At 67.5% G+C, this 17,883-nt stretch carries 16 protein-coding genes and 1 tRNA gene; 7 read left to right on the top strand and 10 right to left on the bottom strand.

The features are described from left to right. Positions 1 to 19 precede the first annotated feature (19 nt). From yihA to rpmH, 8 genes are all read right to left on the bottom strand, one after another. Positions 20 to 676 (bottom strand): ribosome biogenesis GTP-binding protein YihA/YsxC, encoded by a 657-nt coding sequence (yihA, locus tag CEW88_RS12260; protein WP_108967167.1) that lies wholly within the window; start codon positions 674 to 676, stop codon positions 20 to 22. Further along, entirely contained in the window at positions 673 to 1,416 is a 744-nt protein-coding gene (locus CEW88_RS12255; RefSeq protein ID WP_108967165.1) for an MOSC domain-containing protein, read from the bottom strand. Before CEW88_RS12255 ends, yihA begins: the two co-directional genes overlap by 4 nt. Further along, positions 1,413 to 3,239: a membrane protein insertase YidC gene (yidC, locus tag CEW88_RS12250; protein WP_108967163.1), complete on the bottom strand. Its 1,827-nt coding sequence runs from the start codon at positions 3,237 to 3,239 to the stop codon at positions 1,413 to 1,415. Before yidC ends, CEW88_RS12255 begins: the two co-directional genes overlap by 4 nt. A 374-nt stretch (positions 3,240 to 3,613) precedes the next feature. Then, a complete protein-coding gene (locus CEW88_RS12245; protein ID WP_254694401.1) occupies positions 3,614 to 5,176 on the bottom strand; it encodes a putative bifunctional diguanylate cyclase/phosphodiesterase in 1,563 nt (520 codons plus the stop codon). Between the two features lie 61 nt (positions 5,177 to 5,237). Then, positions 5,238 to 6,125, bottom strand: a complete 888-nt coding sequence (gene ttcA / locus CEW88_RS12240; RefSeq protein WP_108967161.1) for a tRNA 2-thiocytidine(32) synthetase TtcA — start codon at positions 6,123 to 6,125, stop codon at positions 5,238 to 5,240. A gap of 8 nt (positions 6,126 to 6,133) precedes the next feature. Further along, a complete protein-coding gene (gene yidD, locus CEW88_RS12235) occupies positions 6,134 to 6,355 on the bottom strand; it encodes a membrane protein insertion efficiency factor YidD (RefSeq protein WP_108967159.1) in 222 nt (73 codons plus the stop codon). Then, positions 6,352 to 6,729 carry a ribonuclease P protein component gene (rnpA, locus tag CEW88_RS12230; protein WP_108967806.1) on the bottom strand — a complete coding sequence of 126 codons (378 nt, stop codon included), beginning with the start codon at positions 6,727 to 6,729 and terminating at the stop codon, positions 6,352 to 6,354. Before rnpA ends, yidD begins: the two co-directional genes overlap by 4 nt. 133 nt (positions 6,730 to 6,862) lie before the next feature. Beyond that, positions 6,863 to 6,997 (bottom strand): 50S ribosomal protein L34, encoded by a 135-nt coding sequence (gene rpmH / locus CEW88_RS12225; RefSeq protein ID WP_066102660.1) that lies wholly within the window; start codon positions 6,995 to 6,997, stop codon positions 6,863 to 6,865. Between the two features lie 350 nt (positions 6,998 to 7,347). Here rpmH and CEW88_RS12220 point away from each other — a divergent pair, with 350 nt between their 5' ends. The 4 genes from CEW88_RS12220 to CEW88_RS12205 all read left to right on the top strand — a co-directional run bounded on the left by CEW88_RS12220 (position 7,348) and on the right by CEW88_RS12205 (position 11,069). Further along, entirely contained in the window at positions 7,348 to 8,088 is a 741-nt protein-coding gene (locus CEW88_RS12220; protein WP_108967158.1) for a TVP38/TMEM64 family protein, read from the top strand. Between the two features lie 18 nt (positions 8,089 to 8,106). Further along, on the top strand, positions 8,107 to 9,525 hold the full coding sequence (locus CEW88_RS12215; protein WP_108967156.1) for a dihydrolipoyl dehydrogenase family protein: 1,419 nt from the start codon (positions 8,107 to 8,109) through the stop codon (positions 9,523 to 9,525). A gap of 19 nt (positions 9,526 to 9,544) precedes the next feature. Beyond that, positions 9,545 to 10,927, top strand: a complete 1,383-nt coding sequence (locus CEW88_RS12210; RefSeq protein ID WP_108967155.1) for a sensor histidine kinase — start codon at positions 9,545 to 9,547, stop codon at positions 10,925 to 10,927. 65 nt (positions 10,928 to 10,992) lie between these two features. Then, positions 10,993 to 11,069 (top strand) — tRNA-Arg (locus tag CEW88_RS12205). A 76-nt stretch (positions 11,070 to 11,145) separates the two neighbouring features. Here the strand turns inward: CEW88_RS12205 and CEW88_RS12200 are convergent. Next, positions 11,146 to 11,841: a CbiX/SirB N-terminal domain-containing protein gene (locus CEW88_RS12200; RefSeq protein ID WP_108967153.1), complete on the bottom strand. Its 696-nt coding sequence runs from the start codon at positions 11,839 to 11,841 to the stop codon at positions 11,146 to 11,148. A 95-nt stretch (positions 11,842 to 11,936) separates the two neighbouring features. Then, positions 11,937 to 12,497: a DUF4202 domain-containing protein gene (locus CEW88_RS12195; RefSeq protein ID WP_108967151.1), complete on the bottom strand. Its 561-nt coding sequence runs from the start codon at positions 12,495 to 12,497 to the stop codon at positions 11,937 to 11,939. Positions 12,498 to 12,746: 249 nt separating this feature from the next. Between CEW88_RS12195 and cydD the strand changes: the two genes are divergently transcribed. The 3 genes from cydD to CEW88_RS12180 all read left to right on the top strand — a co-directional run bounded on the left by cydD (position 12,747) and on the right by CEW88_RS12180 (position 17,879). Beyond that, positions 12,747 to 14,420 (top strand): thiol reductant ABC exporter subunit CydD, encoded by a 1,674-nt coding sequence (gene cydD / locus CEW88_RS12190; protein WP_108967149.1) that lies wholly within the window; start codon positions 12,747 to 12,749, stop codon positions 14,418 to 14,420. After that, positions 14,414 to 16,090 carry an amino acid ABC transporter ATP-binding/permease protein gene (locus CEW88_RS12185; protein WP_108967147.1) on the top strand — a complete coding sequence of 559 codons (1,677 nt, stop codon included), beginning with the start codon at positions 14,414 to 14,416 and terminating at the stop codon, positions 16,088 to 16,090. Before cydD ends, CEW88_RS12185 begins: the two co-directional genes overlap by 7 nt. 175 nt (positions 16,091 to 16,265) lie before the next feature. Beyond that, the gene (locus tag CEW88_RS12180; protein ID WP_108967145.1) at positions 16,266 to 17,879 is read left to right on the top strand and encodes a cytochrome ubiquinol oxidase subunit I; all 1,614 of its coding nucleotides are present in this window, start codon (positions 16,266 to 16,268) and stop codon (positions 17,877 to 17,879) included. Positions 17,880 to 17,883: the final 4 nt, after the last annotated feature.

The following is a 17,883-nucleotide window of genomic DNA, read 5'->3' as shown; positions in this document are numbered from 1 at the left end:
GGAATTGCGAAGAGGAAATTCAGGAAAGGCCGGCGATGATTGCCCTCAAAGTGGGAATGCCGTCGCCCTTTTCCGAGCTGGTGAGCACGATCTCGGGATAGGCCGCGGGGTGCTTCGAGAGCTTTTCGCGCACCTGCGTCAGGATCTTGTCGAGGTCATTGGCCTTGAGCTTGTCGGTCTTGGTCAGCACCGCCTGGAAGGTCACGGCGGACTTGTCGAGAAGGTCCATGATCTCTTCGTCCACGGCCTTCACCCCGTGACGGGCGTCGATCAGCACGAAGGCGCGGCGCAGAGAGACGCGACCCGAGAGATACTGCTTGAGCAGACGCTGCCATTTCTCGACCACCGCGACGGGTGCGTTGGCAAAGCCGTAGCCCGGAAGGTCGACGAGATAGTGGCTCTCGTTCAGCGTGAAGAAGTTGATCTCCTGCGTCCGGCCCGGCGTGTTCGACGCGCGGGCGATCCCCTTGCGTCCGGTCAACGCGTTGATCAGGCTCGACTTGCCGACATTGGAGCGCCCGGCAAAGCAGACCTCGGGGCGGTCGTCGGGCGGCAGCCCGTCCATGGCGACCACGCCCTTGAGGAATTGGACGTCGCCGGCAAAGGCCTTGCGCGCCGCCTCGCGGGTCGCGTCATCAGGCTCTTCGGCGATGGGAAAGGGAAGGGGGGTCGTCACAGCAGGGTCACCTCGTCGTCATGGGCGATCTCGCCGCCCGTCGTCACTTCGGCCTGCACCGAGAAATCCGTATGTCCCCAGTGACGCAGCGTACCAAGCGTATCCGCATCGCGCTGGCCTGTCTCGGGGTTTGCAGTGGTGGCGGCGCAGCGGCCGGTCCGTTCGCGCACGATCAAGGTCGCGCCGCCGATGCGAATCTCGCGCCCGACCCAGTCGAATTCTTCCCAGGGCCCGAGCCCGTCCAGCCAGATATTGCCACGCCAGCGGTGAATCGACAGCGGCTGGCCGATCTGGGCTTCGACCGCGCGGTGCGAGGCCATGTTGCACAGGGTGATCGAGGGGAAGGCCGCGTCGGTCATGCCGCGCGCCTGCGCCCGGATCAGCCGCGCCGATTGCGTGCGGTCCTCGGGCATCAGCGGGCGAACCCAACCGAGGAACGTCTCGCCGTCGCGGTCGGGATCGATGGTCAGGTCGGGGCGGTCCGGGTGGTGCAGGGTGATGGTGCCCGCCGCCTCGTTCATCTCGGCGCTGATCGCCATGAGCTGGGGCGCCTTGGCGCCCCGGCTGAAGTTGCCGCAGCGGACCCATTCGGAGCCGTCCGCGTCCGAGAGCTCATGCGCCACGGCCCAGGCCCTATCGAAGGGCAGGCATTCATGGGCGCGCAGGGTCACCCGGTCCAGCGCCTCGCGGCCATGGGCCTTGATCGGGTGGCGCCAGATCTGGGTGACCCGTCCGCTCATTTTCCGCCCGACTTCGCGTCCTTGGGCTTGCGCTTGAAGGTCGACTTGATGTTGCCGAAGACATCAGGCTTCGCCCCGTGGCTGCGCATGATCAGGTACTGCTGGGTGAAGGTGATCGTGTTGTTGGTGATCCAGTAGAGCACCAGGCCGGAGGCGAAGCCGCCGAGCATGAACATGAACACCCAGGGCATCCAGGCAAAGATCATCGCCTGCGCCGGATCGGTCGGCGTCGGGTTGAGCTTCTGCTGAAGGAACATCGAGATGCCGAGCAGGATCGGCAGGATGCCGATGAAGATCAGCGCCAGCGTGCTGCCCACCTCGGGCGCTGCCCAGGGCAGCAGGCCGAAGAGGTTGTAGAGCGACGTGGGGTCAGGTGCCGAAAGGTCCTGGAACGGGCCAAAGAAGGGGGCGTGCCGCAGCTCGAACGCGACGAAGATCACCTTGTAGAGCGAGAAGAAGATCGGGATCTGCAGAAGGATCGGCAGGCAGCCCGAGGCCGGGTTGACCTTCTCGCGCTTGTAAAGCGCCATCATCTCTTGCTGCAGCTTCTGGCGGTCGTCGCCGGCCTTCTTCTTGAGCTCTTCCATCTGCGGCTGCAGTTCCTTCATCTTCGCCATGGAGACGTAGGACTTGTAGGCCAGCGGGAAGAGCAGCGCCTTGAGGAAGATGGTCAGCGCGATGATCGACACGCCCATGTTGCCGATCCACTGGTGCAAGTGGTGCAGCAGCCAGAAGATGGGCTTGGTGAGGAAGAAGAACCAACCCCAGTCGATGCTGTCGACGAAGCGGTCGACGCCCTGGTCTTGGTAGGCATTGATCACTTCCCAGACCTTGGCGCCCGAGAACATGCGGGTCGAGACCTCGGCGGTGGCGCCGGGGGCGATGGTCTGCGTCGGCAGAACGATCTCTGCCTGATAGATGTCGCGGGCCTCGTTGTACTTGATCGCCTGGCGGTAGCTGGTGCCGCTGTCGGGGATCAGCACGGTTTCCCAGTAATGCTCGGTGAAGCCGATCCAGCCGTTTTCCGAAACCTGGTAGGTCTCGGCGCGGGTGCCCGCCTCGGCCGCCGGGTCAAAGTCGCGGATTTTCTTGTACTTGTTCTCGGCGAGGGTGCCGTCGGTCATCGACATCGCGCCCTCGTGCAGAACGAAGAAGTTCTTCAGGTCCGCCGGCTCGCCGTGGCGGGCAAGGATGCCGTAGGGCGCGGCCGAGACCTCGGCGCCCGAGGTGTTCTCGACCGATTGGGTCACGCGGAACATGAACTTGTCGTCCACCGTGAAGGTGCGGCGGAAGATCAGGCCGGCGGGGCTGTCCCAGCGCAGGGTGACCGGGCTGTCCACATCGAGGGACTCGCCGCTTTCCACGCTCCACTCGGTGTTCGGGCCGGGCACGTCGCTGACCTGCAGACCATTGCCGGGCGCCCAGCCGTAGACGGCGTAATAGGGGCTGTCGCTGCCCACGGGCTCGAGCAGCGTCACCATGGGCGAGCTCTCGTCGTTGGTCTCGTGGTACTGGCTCAGCTTCAGATCGTCGATCCGGCCGCCGGTGAGGGCGATGGAGCCGATCAGGTTCGGTGCGGCGATGTCGACGCGCGCAGTCTCGAGCGCGGGCGCCGGGGCCGCGGTGCCGGCGGTGGTGGACGCTGCCGGGTCGGTCGCCGTCGTCAGCGCGCTCACGCCGGGCGCGGTCTCGAGCGTCTGCTCGGTGGTTTGCGCCGTCTCGTCCACCGTGGCTTCGGGTGGCGGGAAGAGCACGAACCAGACGAGGATCACGACGAAGCTCAGCGCCGTAGCGATGAGCAGATTCTTGTTCTGATTGTCCATGCGAGAGACCGCCACCTGTCCTTGGAAAGTCAAGGCCGGGTTCAACAGGGCGGACCCCCAAAGGTCAAGCCGAATCATGACAGGCAAGGGGGTTTGTCGGCGTTTCGGACCATGGAGCGTGGCGTTACGAAGGTGTGGGGCGGCGCCGGCAGGTTGGATCAAGCAAGCCAAGCGCAGACCGTTCCGCCAAGTTCGGCTGGGCAGAGGCTTGCCGGGACGCTCCGGTTGCGTGACCCTGGGCCCCGCATTCAGCATGTCCTCTCCACGACTTCGGCGGAGCAGGGCAGATGTCTGGCCGGCATGGGCGCCCGCGTGGACGTCGATCTGGGCGGGTCCGGGGTCCTCGCGGCGGTCAGATGGGGCGGCGCTGCAGGTCAGCCGTTGCTGCGCCCGAGCCTTTGCGCGGCCGCGATGCGCTGCGCGTGTGCGCGCGCCCAATCGGCGAGTTGCGGCGCAGGCATGGGGCGGGCGATTCCGAATCCCTGTGCGTGGTCGCAGCCGAGCTGGGCCAGAAGCGCGTGTTCGCCGCTGCTTTCGACGCCCTCGGCCACCGTTTCCAGACCCAGACGGTCGGCCAGCCCGAGAATCGCCGCGAGCATGCGCCGCTGGTCCTCGCTCCGGTCGATGCGGGTGACGAAGCTGCGGTCGATTTTCAGCCGGTGCACGGTGACCCGGCGCAGCGCCCCGATCGAGGCGTGGCCGGTGCCGAAATCGTCCAGATCGATGCGGCAGCCGATCCGCGCCAGGGCGGAGATATTGCGCGCGATGATGCCGTCCGAGCTTTCGGCGATCACCGTTTCGAGCACCTCGACTCCAAGCCGGGCCGCGGGCAGGCCGAAGCGGTCGAGATCCCATTTCAGCCGGTCCACGAGCCGCGGGTTTCGCAGTTCGACCTCGGAGAAGTTGATGCTGACGCGGGGAATGCGCAGCCCGTCCTGATCCCAGCCGCGCAGCGCTGTCAGGCTGTGGTGCAGCACCGCGTCGCTGAGCTGTTCCATGCGGCCCGACTCCTGCAGCGCGTCGAGAAACCGGGCGGGCGGCACGATGCCATGCTGCGGGTGCAGCCAGCGCACCAGCGCCTCGACACCGCTGATCTCGCCGGTCGAGGTGCAGAGCTGGGGCTGGTACCACGGCTGGATCTGCCCCTTGGCCAGGGCGGTTTCGACCTCCGAAAGCAGGGCAGTGCGCGCGCGGCGCTCAGCGCGCATCCCCTCGCTCCAGGGGCGGATGGCGGAGGGGGCATTGTCCATCGCCTCGCGCAGCGCGGCCTGGGCGCAGTCGAGCATGTCGGAGCCCCCGGCGCCCTTGCGCAGCCGCGAGGAGCCGCAGAAACCTACGGCGACCGAAAGGTAATGCACGCCCGTGTCGGTGGTGGCGGGCTCTTCCAGCGCGTGCTGAAGCCGGTCGGCGAGGGCGAGCAGGGTCTCGAGATCGAGGCGGAGGCCGGGGGCGATCAGCGCCATGAAACGCGAGTCGCCGATGCGCATCGCGCTGTCCTCAGGGCGCAGCGTCTCGCGCAGGCGGTGGAGGAACAGAGCCCGCAGGGTTTCCGCCACATCCTCGCCCATGCGTCGCGAGATGGCCTCCAGCCCCTCGGCTTCGAAAAGTAGGCAGGCGGTGTGCGTTTCCGCGGCGCGGGCGCGCTCGAAGCTGTGTTCGGCAAGCTCCTGGGCCATGGCCATGCTGACGAGGTCGCCGCCGCCGCGGGCGGAGCCGAGCGCGGCCGCAGAGTCGCCGGTGAGCAGAAGCCCGTAGATCAGCGGAATGGTCAGGGCCAGTGCCAGCAGCAGGACTTCCCCGCCGAGCCAGAACCCGGCGAGAGAGATGGCGGGGAGGAAGGCCAGCATGTGCGGCCCGAGCATCCAGCGGTGCAGTACCCCACGCGCCCGCGCCGCGCCCAGGCGGAAAGATGACCTATGTGCGTGATCCGGCGGCATGATGCGCCCCCTGCGTCGTCAGAGACGGGACCACTTTTAGCGCAAAGGGGTGAGGCGAGGCTTAACGCAGGTCGGGAATCCCGTCGTCGGCATCCGGCGCGCGCTTGGTCATGTCGCGCATCAGCCCGGCGAAGTCGAAGAGCTTGGAATCCATCATGTGCGAGGGGCGGACGTTGGTCAGCGCCTTGAACATCACCTGCCGGCGGCCGGGCGAGTTCTTTTCCCAACCATCGAGGATTTGCTTCACCTGCTGACGCTGCAGACCGTCCTGCGAGCCGCAGAGGTCGCAGGGGATGATCGGGTAGTTCATCGCGCGGGCGAATTTCTCGCAATCGGCCTCGGACACATGCGCCAGCGGACGGTAGACGAAGAGGTCGCCCTCCTCGTTGACCAGCTTCGGCGGCATGGTCGCGAGGCGCCCGCCGTGGAAGAGGTTCATGAAGAAGGTTTCGAGGATGTCGTCGCGGTGGTGGCCGAGCACGACCGCAGAGCAGCCCTCCTCGCGGGCGATGCGGTAAAGGTTGCCGCGGCGCAGGCGCGAGCAGAGCGCGCAATAGGTGCGGCCCTGCGGGACCTTGTCCATGACGATCGAGTAGGTGTCCTGATACTCGATCCGGTGCGGCACGCCCATCTTCTCGAGGAATTCGGGAAGCACCGTCGCGGGAAAGCCCGGCTGGCCCTGGTCAAGGTTGCAGGCGAGGATGTCCACGGGCAGCAGGCCGCGCCACTTCAGCTCGTGTAGCACCGCGAGCAGCGTGTAGCTGTCCTTGCCGCCCGAGAGGCAGACCAGCCACTTTGGCAGGCTGCCATCCTCGCGGCGCTCGATCATGCCGTATTGCTCGACGGCCTCGCGCGTGTTCTGCACGATGCGCTTGCGCAGCTTCTTGAACTCGGTGCTCTTGGGGGCGCCGTAGAACAGCGGGTGGATGTCGTCGGCGTCGTCGAACATGAGTGGCCTCAATCGGGGACATTGTCGATGCCGGACCCGCCGAGCGGGTGGCAGCGCAGGATGCGGCGGATCGTCAGGTAGCAGCCTTTGACCGCCCCGTGCCTTTCAAGCGCTTCCAGCGCGTAGGCGGAGCAAGTCGGTTGAAAGCGGCAGCCATGGCCGACCCAGGGCGAGAAGATCAGGCGATAGGCGCGGACGGGCAGGGCGGCAATATGCGCGAGCGGGCTCACGATTGCGGCTTCCGGGGTTTCCGGGGCGCATGAATCTGCCGCACCGCTTGCACAAGCTCGCCCTGCAGCGCGGTGAATTCGCGCTCGGCGGTGGCGCCGGCGCGGCCGATCAGAACGTAATCCCAGCCCGGCTTGCCGAGTTCTGGCAGACCGAGGCGCGCGATCTCGCGCAGCCGGCGCTTGGCGCGGTTGCGGGCGACGGCATTGCCGACCTTCTTCGAGCAGGTGAAGCCCACGCGGATAAGGTCCGAGCCGTCATCTCGATAGCGCGCCTGCAACAGGAAGGACGGCACCGGCTGTCGCCGGGCACGCGCCGCCGCGAGGAAATCGCTGCGCTTGCGCAGGACCTCGAGCTTCGGGGTGTCCGTCCCCATCAGGGCATCGCCTTGGGGGTTGCTGAGTTCCGCATCCGCACGCACGCCAAGCGCAAAGGCCGCCTCGGTCTGTCCCGAAGCGGCCTTGGCCGGTGTCTTGTGCACACGCTCCGCCATGGGCAGAGCGCGCGGCTCAGGCGCTGAGCTTCTTGCGGCCGCGGCCGCGGCGCGCGTTCAGAATCGCGCGGCCAGCTTTGGTGGCCATCCGTGCGCGGAAGCCGTGGCGGCGCTTGCGAACGAGGTTCGAAGGCTGAAAGGTGCGTTTCATCGCGCTCTTCTCCGTCTGATCTGGCCTCGGGGGAGGCCGGTCTGTCTACATGGTCTCATTGCTGCCTGCGGCGTCCGCCCGGTGCGCCAGTGGATTGGCAGCAAGAGCTTACATCACAGAAGGCCCTAAGCGGATTCGCCGGGCCGGGTCATTCGAGGCCCGTGCTATAGGCAGGAGTGGCCCCCATGTCAAACCTCTAACCGGGGCTGAAGGCAAGAATTCCGGTGCGGCGCGCGGTGTGCCTTGGCGCCGTCGGCGCTCGAGGCGCAAAATCGCCCGCAGGGGCAGGGCGTGATCAAGGCCGCGTGATAGGGCTGTGCGCGGGCGATTCCACACGCCATTCTAGGGGGATGACAGATCAGGACCCCACGCCTTCGCCGACCCGTGCGCGGCTCCTGCGGCACCTGCCGCTGGCGCTCATAGCAATTGTGGCGGTGACTGGTGCACTCACGCTGCGCGATTACATCAGTTTCGACACGCTGCGCGAGAATCGGGTGGCGCTGCTGGCGCTGCGTGACAGCAACTACCTGGCGGTGGCCGGGGGATTCGTGGCGGCCTACGTCGCCATCGTGGCTTTCTCGCTGCCCGGGGCCGCCGTCGCCTCGGTGACCGGCGGTTTTCTTTTCGGCCTCGTGCCGGGCACAGCGCTGAACATGCTGTCGGCCAGCATTGGCGCTGTCGTCATCTTTCTCGCGGCGCGTGCCGGGCTCGGGCGGGTGCTTTCGGCCAAGCTCGACGGGTCCGAGGGCAAGCTCCGGGCGCTGCGCGACGGGCTGCGGCAGAACGAGGTGAGCGTGCTTCTGCTGCTGCGGCTGGTGCCGGCGGTGCCCTTCTTCGTGGCGAACCTGCTGCCCGCGCTGGTGGGGGTCAAGCTCTGGAACTTCGCCTGGACGACCGCTTTGGGCATCATCCCGGGAGCGCTGGTCTTCACCTCGATCGGGGTAGGAGTCGGCTCGGTCTTCGATCGGGGCGAGACGCCGGACCTGAGCCTGCTCTGGGCGCCGCAGGTCATCGGCCCGCTGCTGGGGCTTGCCGCGCTGGCGGCGCTGCCCATCGTTTTGAGAGCCTGGCGCGGGCGCAAGGGTATCTGAGATCAAGGGACCAGTTCGATGGAAACGATTAAGACCGACCTTCTGATCATTGGTGCGGGCTCGGGCGGGCTCTCGGTCGCCGCGGGCGCGGTGCAGATGGGGGCCAGCGTGGTGCTGGTCGAGCGCGGCGAGATGGGCGGGGACTGCCTGAACTACGGCTGCGTGCCCTCCAAGGCGCTGATCGCCGCCGCGGCGCAGGCCCATGTGCCCGAGGTGTCGGGGGCATTCGGCGTCGATCTTGCGCCGACACGGGTCGACTGGCCTCGCGTCCGCGCGCATGTGCAGGAGACAATCGCCCGCATCGCCCCGGTGGATTCGCAGGAGCGTTTCGAAGGGCTGGGCGTGCGGGTGATCCGTGCGCAGGCGCGCTTCGTGTCTGAGCGCGAGGTCGAGGCAGGGCGCCACCGCATCATCGCGCGCCGCATCGTGCTTGCCACCGGCTCGGCCCCCGCCGTGCCGCCGGTCCCGGGGCTGGCTGACGTTCGATACATGACCAACGAGACCCTGTGGGAGCTGGAAGAGCTGCCCGCGCATCTGTTGATTCTCGGCGGCGGCCCCATCGGCATGGAGATGGCGCAGGCCTTCCGCCGCCTCGGGGCGCAGGTCACCGTGGTCGAGGGGGCCCGGGCGCTCGGGCGCGAGGACCCTGAAATGGCGGCCATCGTGCTCGATCACCTGCGCGGCGAGGGGGTGACGATTCTCGAGGGCGAAACCGTGACGGCGGCGCGCCAGCAGGGCAGCGCCATAGAGTTGCGACTGGACAGCGGCAAGAGCCTCACCGGCTCGCACCTGCTGGTGGCAGCGGGGCGTTGGTCGAACACCGAGGGCCTCGGCCTGGAGGCGGCCGGGATCGAGACGACCAAGACGGGCATCAAGGTCGACGCCGGTCTGGGCACGACGAATCGCAGGGTCTATGCCATTGGCGACGCGGCGGGCGGGCTGCAGTTCACCCATCTCGCGGGCTACCACGCCGGCATCGTCCTGCGCTCGGCGCTCTTCGGCCTGCCGGCCAAGGCCTCGGCCCACCACATCCCGCGCGCCACCTACACGCGGCCCGAGCTTGCCCATGTCGGCCTGACCGAGGTCGAAGCGCGGCAGCGCTACGGCGACAAGCCCGAGGTGCTGCGCGAGGCGCTGCAGCACAACGACCGCGCCATCGCCGAGCGTGAGACCGCCGGGCTCGCCAAGGTCATTGTGCACAGGGGGCGGCCCGTGGGGGCCACGATTGTCGGCGCGCAGGCTGGAGATCTTATCTCCACATGGGCGCTTGCGATCTCGGCGAAGGTGAAGATCGCGCAGATCGCGGGCATGGTCGCGCCCTATCCGACGTTGGGGGAGCTTAACAAACGGGTTGCCGGATCCTATTTCACACCCAGATTGTTTGAAAACCGCACGGTCAAGGCTGTTACACGAACAGTTCAACGCCTGCTCCCCTGAAAGCTCAAGACCGCCCTTCATGTTCAACTCGCTCTCAGGCCGCTTTCTTGTCCTCACGACTGTTTTCGTGATGCTGGCCGAAGTGCTGATTTTCGTGCCCTCGGTGGCGCGATTCCGGCAGGATTTCCTCACCGACCACCTCGAGCGCGCGCAGATCGCCTCTCTGGCGCTGCTGGCCGACGATGTACTGGCTCCCGAGCTCGAGGCCGAACTGCTGGACAACGCCGGTGTCTACAACGTGGTGCTGCAGCGCGACGAGCGGCGCGAACTGGCGCTCTCGTCGCCGATGCCGGGCTCGGTGGACGAGACCTACGACCTGCGCGAAGCGGGGCCGCTGATCCTGATGAAGGACGCGCTGCTTCGGCTCGTCGATACCCAGCCGCGGCTGATCCGGGTTCTGGGCTATCCAAAGGACGACGGCGGCGAGCTGATCGAGGTCACCATGGACAGCCTCCCGCTGCGCACCGCGATGATCGACTTCGGCCTCGGTGTCCTGCTGGTCTCGGCGCTGCTGTCGCTGATCACTGCGCTGCTGCTCTTCCTCGCGGTGCGGGTGCTGCTGGTGAAGCCGATCAAGGGCGTGGTGGGCCACATGCAGCGCTACGCCGAGGATCCCGAGGACGCACGGCGGATCATCAAGCCCATCGCCAGCGTGCGCGAGATTCGCGAAGCCGAGGAGGCGCTGAAATCGCTCGAGACCCAGCTTTCGCAGTCGCTGCGGCAGAAGGAGCGGCTGGCGCAACTCGGCGGCGCCGTGGCGCGGGTCAGCCACGACCTGCGCAACATCCTGAGCTCGGCGCAGCTGTTCACCGACCGCATCGAGATGTCCGAGGACCCGGCGGTGAAGCGCATGGCGCCCAAGCTGGTCAGCTCGATCACCCGCGCCGTGTCGCTCTGCGAGACCACGCTGGCCTTCGGCAAGGCCGAGGAGCCCGCGCCGATGCTCACCCAGTTCAACCTCGCCGAACTGGTCAACGAGGTGCTCGAGGCCGAGCGCTTGGCGATCGGCGAGCACGAGGTGAGCCTGTCGGAGGACATTCCCGCCTCGATGCAGGTTCGCGGCGATCCCGAGCAGATCTACCGCGCCATCGCGAATCTCGTGCGCAACGCCCGGCAGGCGATCACCGGCTCGGGGGTGGAGGGCGAGATTGCCGTCTCGGCCCGCGCCGAGGAGGACGCCTGGGTGATCGAGGTCACCGACACTGGCCCCGGCCTGCCGCCGAAAGCGCGCGAGCATCTGTTCCAGCCCTTCCAGGGCGGTGCGCGCAAGGGCGGGGCGGGACTCGGTTTGGCGATTGTCGCCGAGCTTGTGCGGAATCACGGCGGGAAACTGCAGCTGCTGCGCTCCGACAAGGGCGGCACCTGCTTCGAAATTCGCCTTCCTAACGGTGACTTAGGGTAAGATGGGAAGTTTTTTCGAAATCTCTCTTGCGCATCCTCCGAACAAACTCTAAACCCCGCCCTCACGGACCGATAGCTCAGCTGGATAGAGTACTTGACTACGAATCAAGGGGTCGGGGGTTCGAATCCTCCTCGGTCCGCCACTCCCCACCGGGGGACGGCAAAAAAGAAGGCCACCGCGTCGCGGTGGCCTTCTTTTTGTGTTTGCGCCCCCTCACGTCAGGCGGAGGAAGCCTGCATTTCAAGGCTTTGCGCGATCAGTTCGGGGATCTCTGGCCAGTCGATGAAGGCGGGGAGCACCGGGCCTGCGAAGTCCGCCTCCGCCAGCGCCTCGGGAACATCTTCCAGCATGTGGCCGGCGTTGAGCGCGAATTGCGGCAGGCAGATCGCCTGACCGAGTCCGCGGGCCGACTCATTCAGGTAGGGGGGCTCTTCCACGTAGCCGACGCGCGCTTTGGCGAATCCGATCTCGGCCTCCAATGCGGCGGCAAAGTCGCGCGCGCTCTCGGCACTGGTGCGCGACACGTTGCTGCCATGCGCGGCGACCAGCAGAGTTGTCTCTGCCGCCTGCCAGCCCTTGTCGCCAAGCGCGCGCTGCAGCGCATGGGCGGCGCTGGTCACCAGCGCGGGCTCGGTGCCGAAGGGCTCCAGCACCCGCAGGCCCAGAGGCTCTGCACGTTCGGCGAGCACCTTCTTGGTGAAATAGCCGCGTGCCATGAAATAGGGGTAGATCCAGGGAGCCCCGAGGTCGGCTACCGCCGCGTCGAAGGCCCCTTCCTTCGCCAGGGTCGCGCCGCCGATGCGCCAACCGGGCAGCAGAGCACCGATGCGCGCCGCGAGATCCTTCAGTGCCGCTTCCTGCGGATCGGGATCGGAGGGACTGCCATGGGCGACGATGAGGGCGGATCTGGTCATGTCATCAGGTCTCGATAGTCTGTCCTGCGGCGTCACGTAGCACCGCAAGTGTTTTCGTAAACTCTGGCAGGTTCTTTCGATGGACTTTGCCCGGCTCAGTCGCGGAACGCCCCGGCGAAGGGCTCGGGCAGGTCGAACTCCTGCAGCACCCGCGCGCGGCCCTCAGGCGACATCTTTAGCGCGGTCTTCTCGACGATGCGCTGCAGCGCCTCGGCGTCGCGCCCCTCGGCGAAGGGGGAGAAATACCACTTGAGGAAGGTGAAGCAGATCACGTCCTCGAGGGCCTGCACCTCGGCGTCGCGCTTGATACCCTCCTTGCGCAGCAGCACACCCACGCGCTCTTGCGCCTCGGTGTCAAAACCCGCCTTGGACATCATCCCGGCGAGCCGCGCGCCGTGGCGGCGGCCTTGCTCCTTGCGCCAGGCAAAGTAGCCAGCGCGGTCCATCGGATAGGAGTCGCGGGGCAGCAGCCAGCGCTCGACGTGCTGGCCGCGCGCGGCGATCTTTAGCATCTCCGAGGCCTCGGGGAAAAGCCGGGCCAGCTCCGCGCTCATCCGTTCGCCGTAGAGCAGCGCGGCGGGTTGGCCTCCTTCGCGGTTCGGGTCCTGTGCATTGGCGGAATCGATCTCGGACAGAACGTCTTCAAGCGCGCTCATGTCCGGGCTCCTGCGCGGTTAGGGGGCTGGGGCATAGGGGAAATCTCCTGTCCGGCTGCTGCAAGCAAGGTGGCACGCGCAATCTTTCGGCGCAATCTCCGGCGCGGCAGTCGCGCATGTATTGCCGGGTTGCCCGCGGAGCGGACCGCGGAAACGGCGTCAGAGTGACGCGTGGAGTGGCTTGGGGTTGAAACCCCGGCGGATCATCTATCACATTGAGCGAGAAACGGATTTTCTCACGGAGCCGCCATGTCCTCAGGCCCTGAGCCAAAGCGGTCGCGGGCCGAGAGCCTGCTCGGCGCCGAGGCGCGGCACCAGCTGAACCTGGCTGGGCGCCTCTCCGCGCTCGCTGCCGTGCTCTGGCTGCCGCAGGCTGCCGCGCTGGCCTGGGGCATTGCTGGCTGGGCCGAGGGTGCGCCGCTTTCGCGCACGCTCTGGATGGCGCTCGCCTTCGCCCTGGTTGGGCTCTTTCGCGGCTGGGCCGAGCGCCGGGCCGCAAGGCTGGCCTATCGCGCCGCCGACGAGACGCTGCACGCTCAGAGGCAGGCACTGCTGAATCGCGAGGCGCTGCGCGTGGGCGAAACGTCCTCGGCGGCGCTCGCGGCCCTGCTGACCGAGAAGCTGGCTGCGCTCGGCCCCTGGGTCACCCGCTTCCGCCCGGCCATGGCGCGCGCCCGGGTGCTGCCGTTGCTCTACCTTACGGTGATCCTGCCGATCTCCTGGGCGGCGGGGCTGGTGCTGCTGGTCGCCGGGCCGCTGATCCCGCTCTTCATGGCGCTTGTGGGCATGGCGGCGCAGGACGCGAGCCGAAAGCAGATGGTGGAGATGGGCGCGATGAACACGCTGCTGATCGACCGAATCTCGGCGCTGCCGGACCTGCTGCTTCTCAACGCCGCCGAGGCTTCGCGCGCCGCGTTCGAGGTCCGCGCCGAGGCACTTCGGGAGCGCACCATGGCCGTGCTACGGGTGGCCTTCCTCTCCTCGACCGTGCTCGAGCTCTTCTCGGCGCTCGGGGTGGCCATGGTGGCGGTCTACGTCGGCTTCTCGCTGCTGGGGGAAATCGGGATCGGCACCTGGGGGCTCTTCGGGCCGGAGCTGACGCTGTTCGAGGGGCTGTTTTTGCTGCTCCTGGCACCCGACTTCTTCCAGCCTCTGCGCGATCTCGCCTCGGCGTGGCACGACAAGGCGGCGGCCGAGGCGGTGGCGGACGACCTTGCGGCGCTGCACACCTCGGAGGCGATCGCGGTGCTGGGGCAGGGGGCGGAGGCCGTGGCATTAGCCGGGCCTGCTACGGTGACGTTGACCGGGGTGCGGGTCCGGCGGCGCGCGCAGTCGGTGGCGTTGCCGGACGTCGAGGTGGGGCCGGGCGGCTCGCTGGCGCTGCGCGGGCCCAGCGGGGTTGGGAAATCCACGGCACTCGACCTGATCGCGGGGCTGCTCGTGCCGAGCCAGGGTGAGCTGCGGGTGGCCGGACAGGCGCTCGACCACGCGATCGCCGACGCCTGGCGTGCACGCATCGCCTATGTGCCGCAGCTGGTGCATATCCCCGAGCTCACGCTACGCGCCTTCTTGACCGGCAAGCCGGACGGCGAGGTGCCTCTTGAGGCGCTGCGCCGGGTCCGAGCCGAGCGCTTCGTCGCGGCGCTTCCCGAGGGGCTGGAGACGGTCCTCGGCGAAAGCGGGGCGGGGGTCTCGGGTGGCGAGGCCCGGCGGCTGCTGCTGGCCCGCGCGCTCATCCGTGGCGCCGATGTCATCCTTGCCGACGAGCCCACCGCCGATCTCGACGCCAGCACCGGCGCCGCGATCATCGCGCTGCTGAAGGGGCTCTCCGACGAAGGGCGCACGGTGATCGTCGCCACCCATGACCCTGCGCTGGCCCGGGCCATGGACCGGATCGTCGACTTGGAGCCCGCCCCATGCTGAAGCTCTGGCAGGTCCTCCGCCTGCTGTGGCGGGCGCATCCCTTTGCGATGTGGCGCGGCGCGGTGCTCGCGGTGCTCGTGCTGCTGATGGGCGCGGCGCTGCTCGGCCTCTCGGGGTGGTTCATCACCGCGACGGGTATGGCGGGTGTCGCGGGGGTGGGCATCGCCTTTGACGTCTTCCGGCCGAGTGCGGGCGTGCGCGGGCTGGCACTTGGCCGGGCCGCGGCGCGCTATGGCGAGCGCCTGCTGACCCATGACGCCACGCTGCGCGCCCTCGCGGCGCTGCGAGTCACCTTGCTCGGGCGGCTCGAGCGCTTTCCCGTGAGCGACCTGCGGCGCTTGCGGGGCGCCACAGCACTGACCCGGATCACCGCCGACGTGGACGCGCTCGACGGGGTGGTGCTGCGGCTGGCGCTGCCCATCGCCGCGGCGCTGCTGACCCATGTCGCGGTGTTCTTCGGGCTCTGGGCGCTGACCTCGCATGGCATCGCGCTCTCGGTCGCGGGGGGGTACCTGCTGGGCGGCGGCGTGGTGCTCTGGCGGGTGGCGCGCGCGACGCTGCGCCTCTCGGCGCGGGGCGAGGAGGCCTCGCAAGCCCTGCGCCGCCGCGCCATCGGCCTGTTCCGCGGACGGCGAGAGGCGATCCTGCAGGGGGCGTTGCCGCTCTGGCGCGCAGGGCTGGACCGGGCCGAGGCCGAGGCGCGCGACGCCATGGACCGTCTCGATCGCATCGACACCGCGGCAGGGCAGGCGCTTTCGGCGATCGTGACGTTGGTCGCGGCTGGGGTCTTCGCGCTGGCGGGCTGGTTGGTGGCCGAGACCGACCTCGACCCGGCGCTTGCCGCCATCGGCGTCTTCGTGGCGCTGGCGCTTGGCGAGACGCTCCTGCCGCTGCGCCGGGGCATGGCCGAGATCGGCCGGATGCGCGACGCGGCGGGCCGGGTTCTGGCCGACCCGCCGGTGCGGTCTCTCTCCCCCACGGCTCGCGTCGCCGCCCCCGCGGCGACAACCTCGGAGCAGGTTCTGTCCTTGCGGCACCTCTCTCTGGCGCGGCCTGGATGGTCCCGGCTCCTGCTGCACGACCTTTCGCTGTCGGTGCGGGCGGGGGAGACCCTCGCCCTTCGCGGCGCCTCGGGGCTCGGAAAATCGACCCTGCTCGACGTTGTCGCCGGATTGGAGCCTGTGACGGCGGGTGAGGTTCTGTTGCTGGACCGCCCCCTGACCGCGTGGCGCGACAAAGAACTGCGCCAGGTACTCACCCTCGTGCCGCAGCGCGCGGCATTGGTGTCTGGCACGGTCCTCGAGAATCTCGCGCTCGCCCGCCCCGGGCTGAGCGAGGCCGAGGCGATGGACGCTCTGGAGGCAGTGCATCTGGCGCAGACGGTCGCGGAGCGAGGCGGCCTCTGTTCACCTTTGGGTGAGGGCGGGTCCGGTCTTTCGGGCGGTCAGGCCCGCCGCCTGGTGCTGGCGCGGGCGTTGCTGCGCCGCCCGAAGCTGCTGCTTCTGGATGAGCCAACCGAGGGGCTCGATCCGGAAGCCGCCAGACAAGTCTTGGTGGGGGTGAGGAAATTTCTGCCAGCCGCGGCGATTGTCACGGCCTCGCACCGCGCCGCGGAACTGGCGGCTGCCGATCAGGTGATCGATCTCAAAAGCTATATCCCAGAAACATGATGAACTTGATGCAGATCAATCCGCTGTCACAATGGCGGGGTGTAGCAGGGCACCTGAAGGGTGTCGTTCGGTAAAAAGTGGCCGCCCACCTCGAAATTTAACTTGTGGACCAAGGGGCTCGGGGCCGCCGTTCAGGGAGCCTGCCTCTAGGCCACATGCGCAGAGGAGTACTGACATGGAGCTCGATGTTGTCGAGCTGTCGCGTTTGCAGTTTGCGATGACGGCGCTCTATCACTTCCTCTTCGTGCCGCTGACGCTGGGTCTGTCGATCCTCGTCGCGATCATGGAGACGGTCTACGTGATGACGGGGCGTCCGATCTGGCGACAGATGACGAAATTCTGGGGCACGCTGTTCGGGATCAACTTCGTTCTCGGGGTGGCCACGGGGATCACCATGGAATTCCAGTTTGGCATGAACTGGAGCTACTACAGCCACTACGTCGGCGACATCTTCGGCGCGCCGCTGGCGGTCGAGGGGCTGATGGCCTTCTTCCTCGAGGCGACCTTCGTCGGGCTGTTCTTCTTCGGCTGGGACAAGCTGTCGCGCGTCGGGCATTGCATCGTCGCGTGGCTGGTGGCGATCGGATCGAACTTCTCGGCGCTCTGGATCCTCATCGCCAACGGTTGGATGGTCAATCCGGTCGGGGCCGAGTTCAATCCCGAGACCATGCGCATGGAGATGACCAACTTCGCCGAGGTGGTCTTCAACGAGGTGGCGCAGGCCAAGTTCGTGCATACCGTCTCGGCGGGCTATATCACCGCCTCGATCTTCGTGCTGGGCGTATCGTGCTGGTACATGCTGAAAGGCCGCCACGTGGAGCTGGCGCGCCGGTCGATCTCGGTCGCGGCCTCTTTCGGGCTCGCGGCTTCGCTGTCGGTGGTCGTGCTGGGAGACGAGTCGGGCTACTCGGCCAGCCACACCCAGAAGATGAAGCTCGCCGCCGTCGAGGCGATGTGGGAGACCGAGCCCGCCCCCGCGCATTTCACCCTGATTGGCTTTCCCGACCAGAACGCGCGCGAGACCCATTACGCAGTGCATGTTCCCTGGGTCATGGGGCTGATCGGCACCCGCTCGCTGACCGAGGAAATCCCCGGCATCAATGAGTTGGTCGCGGAATCCGAGCAGCGCATCCGCTCGGGCATCATCGCCTATGACGAGCTGATGACGATCCGCGCCGAGCGCGACGCCGCCCCGGAGGAGGTGCGGGCGAGCTTCGAGCGGCACTCGGCCGACCTTGGCTACGCGCTGCTGCTGAAGCGCTATGTGGACGACCCGCGCGAGGCGACCGAGGAGCAGATCAAGATGGCGGCCGATGACACCGTGCCGGGCGTGGCACCGCTGTTCTGGTCGTTCCGCATCATGGTCGGCCTCGGCTTCTCGTTCATCGCGCTCACCGGGCTTTTCTTCGTGCTCAGCAACTTCCGACGCGGGACATATCCCCGCTGGGCGCTGATGCTCGCCGTAGCGTGGATCCCGATGCCCTGGATCGCCGCCGAGATGGGCTGGATCGTGGCCGAATACGGCCGCCAGCCCTGGACGGTCGACGGCATCCTGCCAACCGCGCTCTCGGCCTCGAACCTGAGCGTTGGCGACTTGCTGTTCACCCTCGCGGGCTTCGCGCTCTTCTACACCGTGCTCTTCATCATCGAGATGGGCCTCATGCTGAAATACATCCGCAAGGGTCCGCAGGAGGATGTCGAGGAAACCGAACAATGGATGACGCGGCACGAGCACCGGCTGCGCACTCATGACGGCAAGGGCCCCTTTGCCGATGTACCTGCGGAGTAACCGT

Source organism: Alloyangia pacifica (assembly GCF_003111685.1).
GTDB lineage: Bacteria > Pseudomonadota > Alphaproteobacteria > Rhodobacterales > Rhodobacteraceae > Salipiger > Salipiger pacificus_A.
The sequence above is the reverse complement of the archived record's forward strand: the minus strand, read 5'-3'. Positions and strand labels throughout refer to the sequence as shown.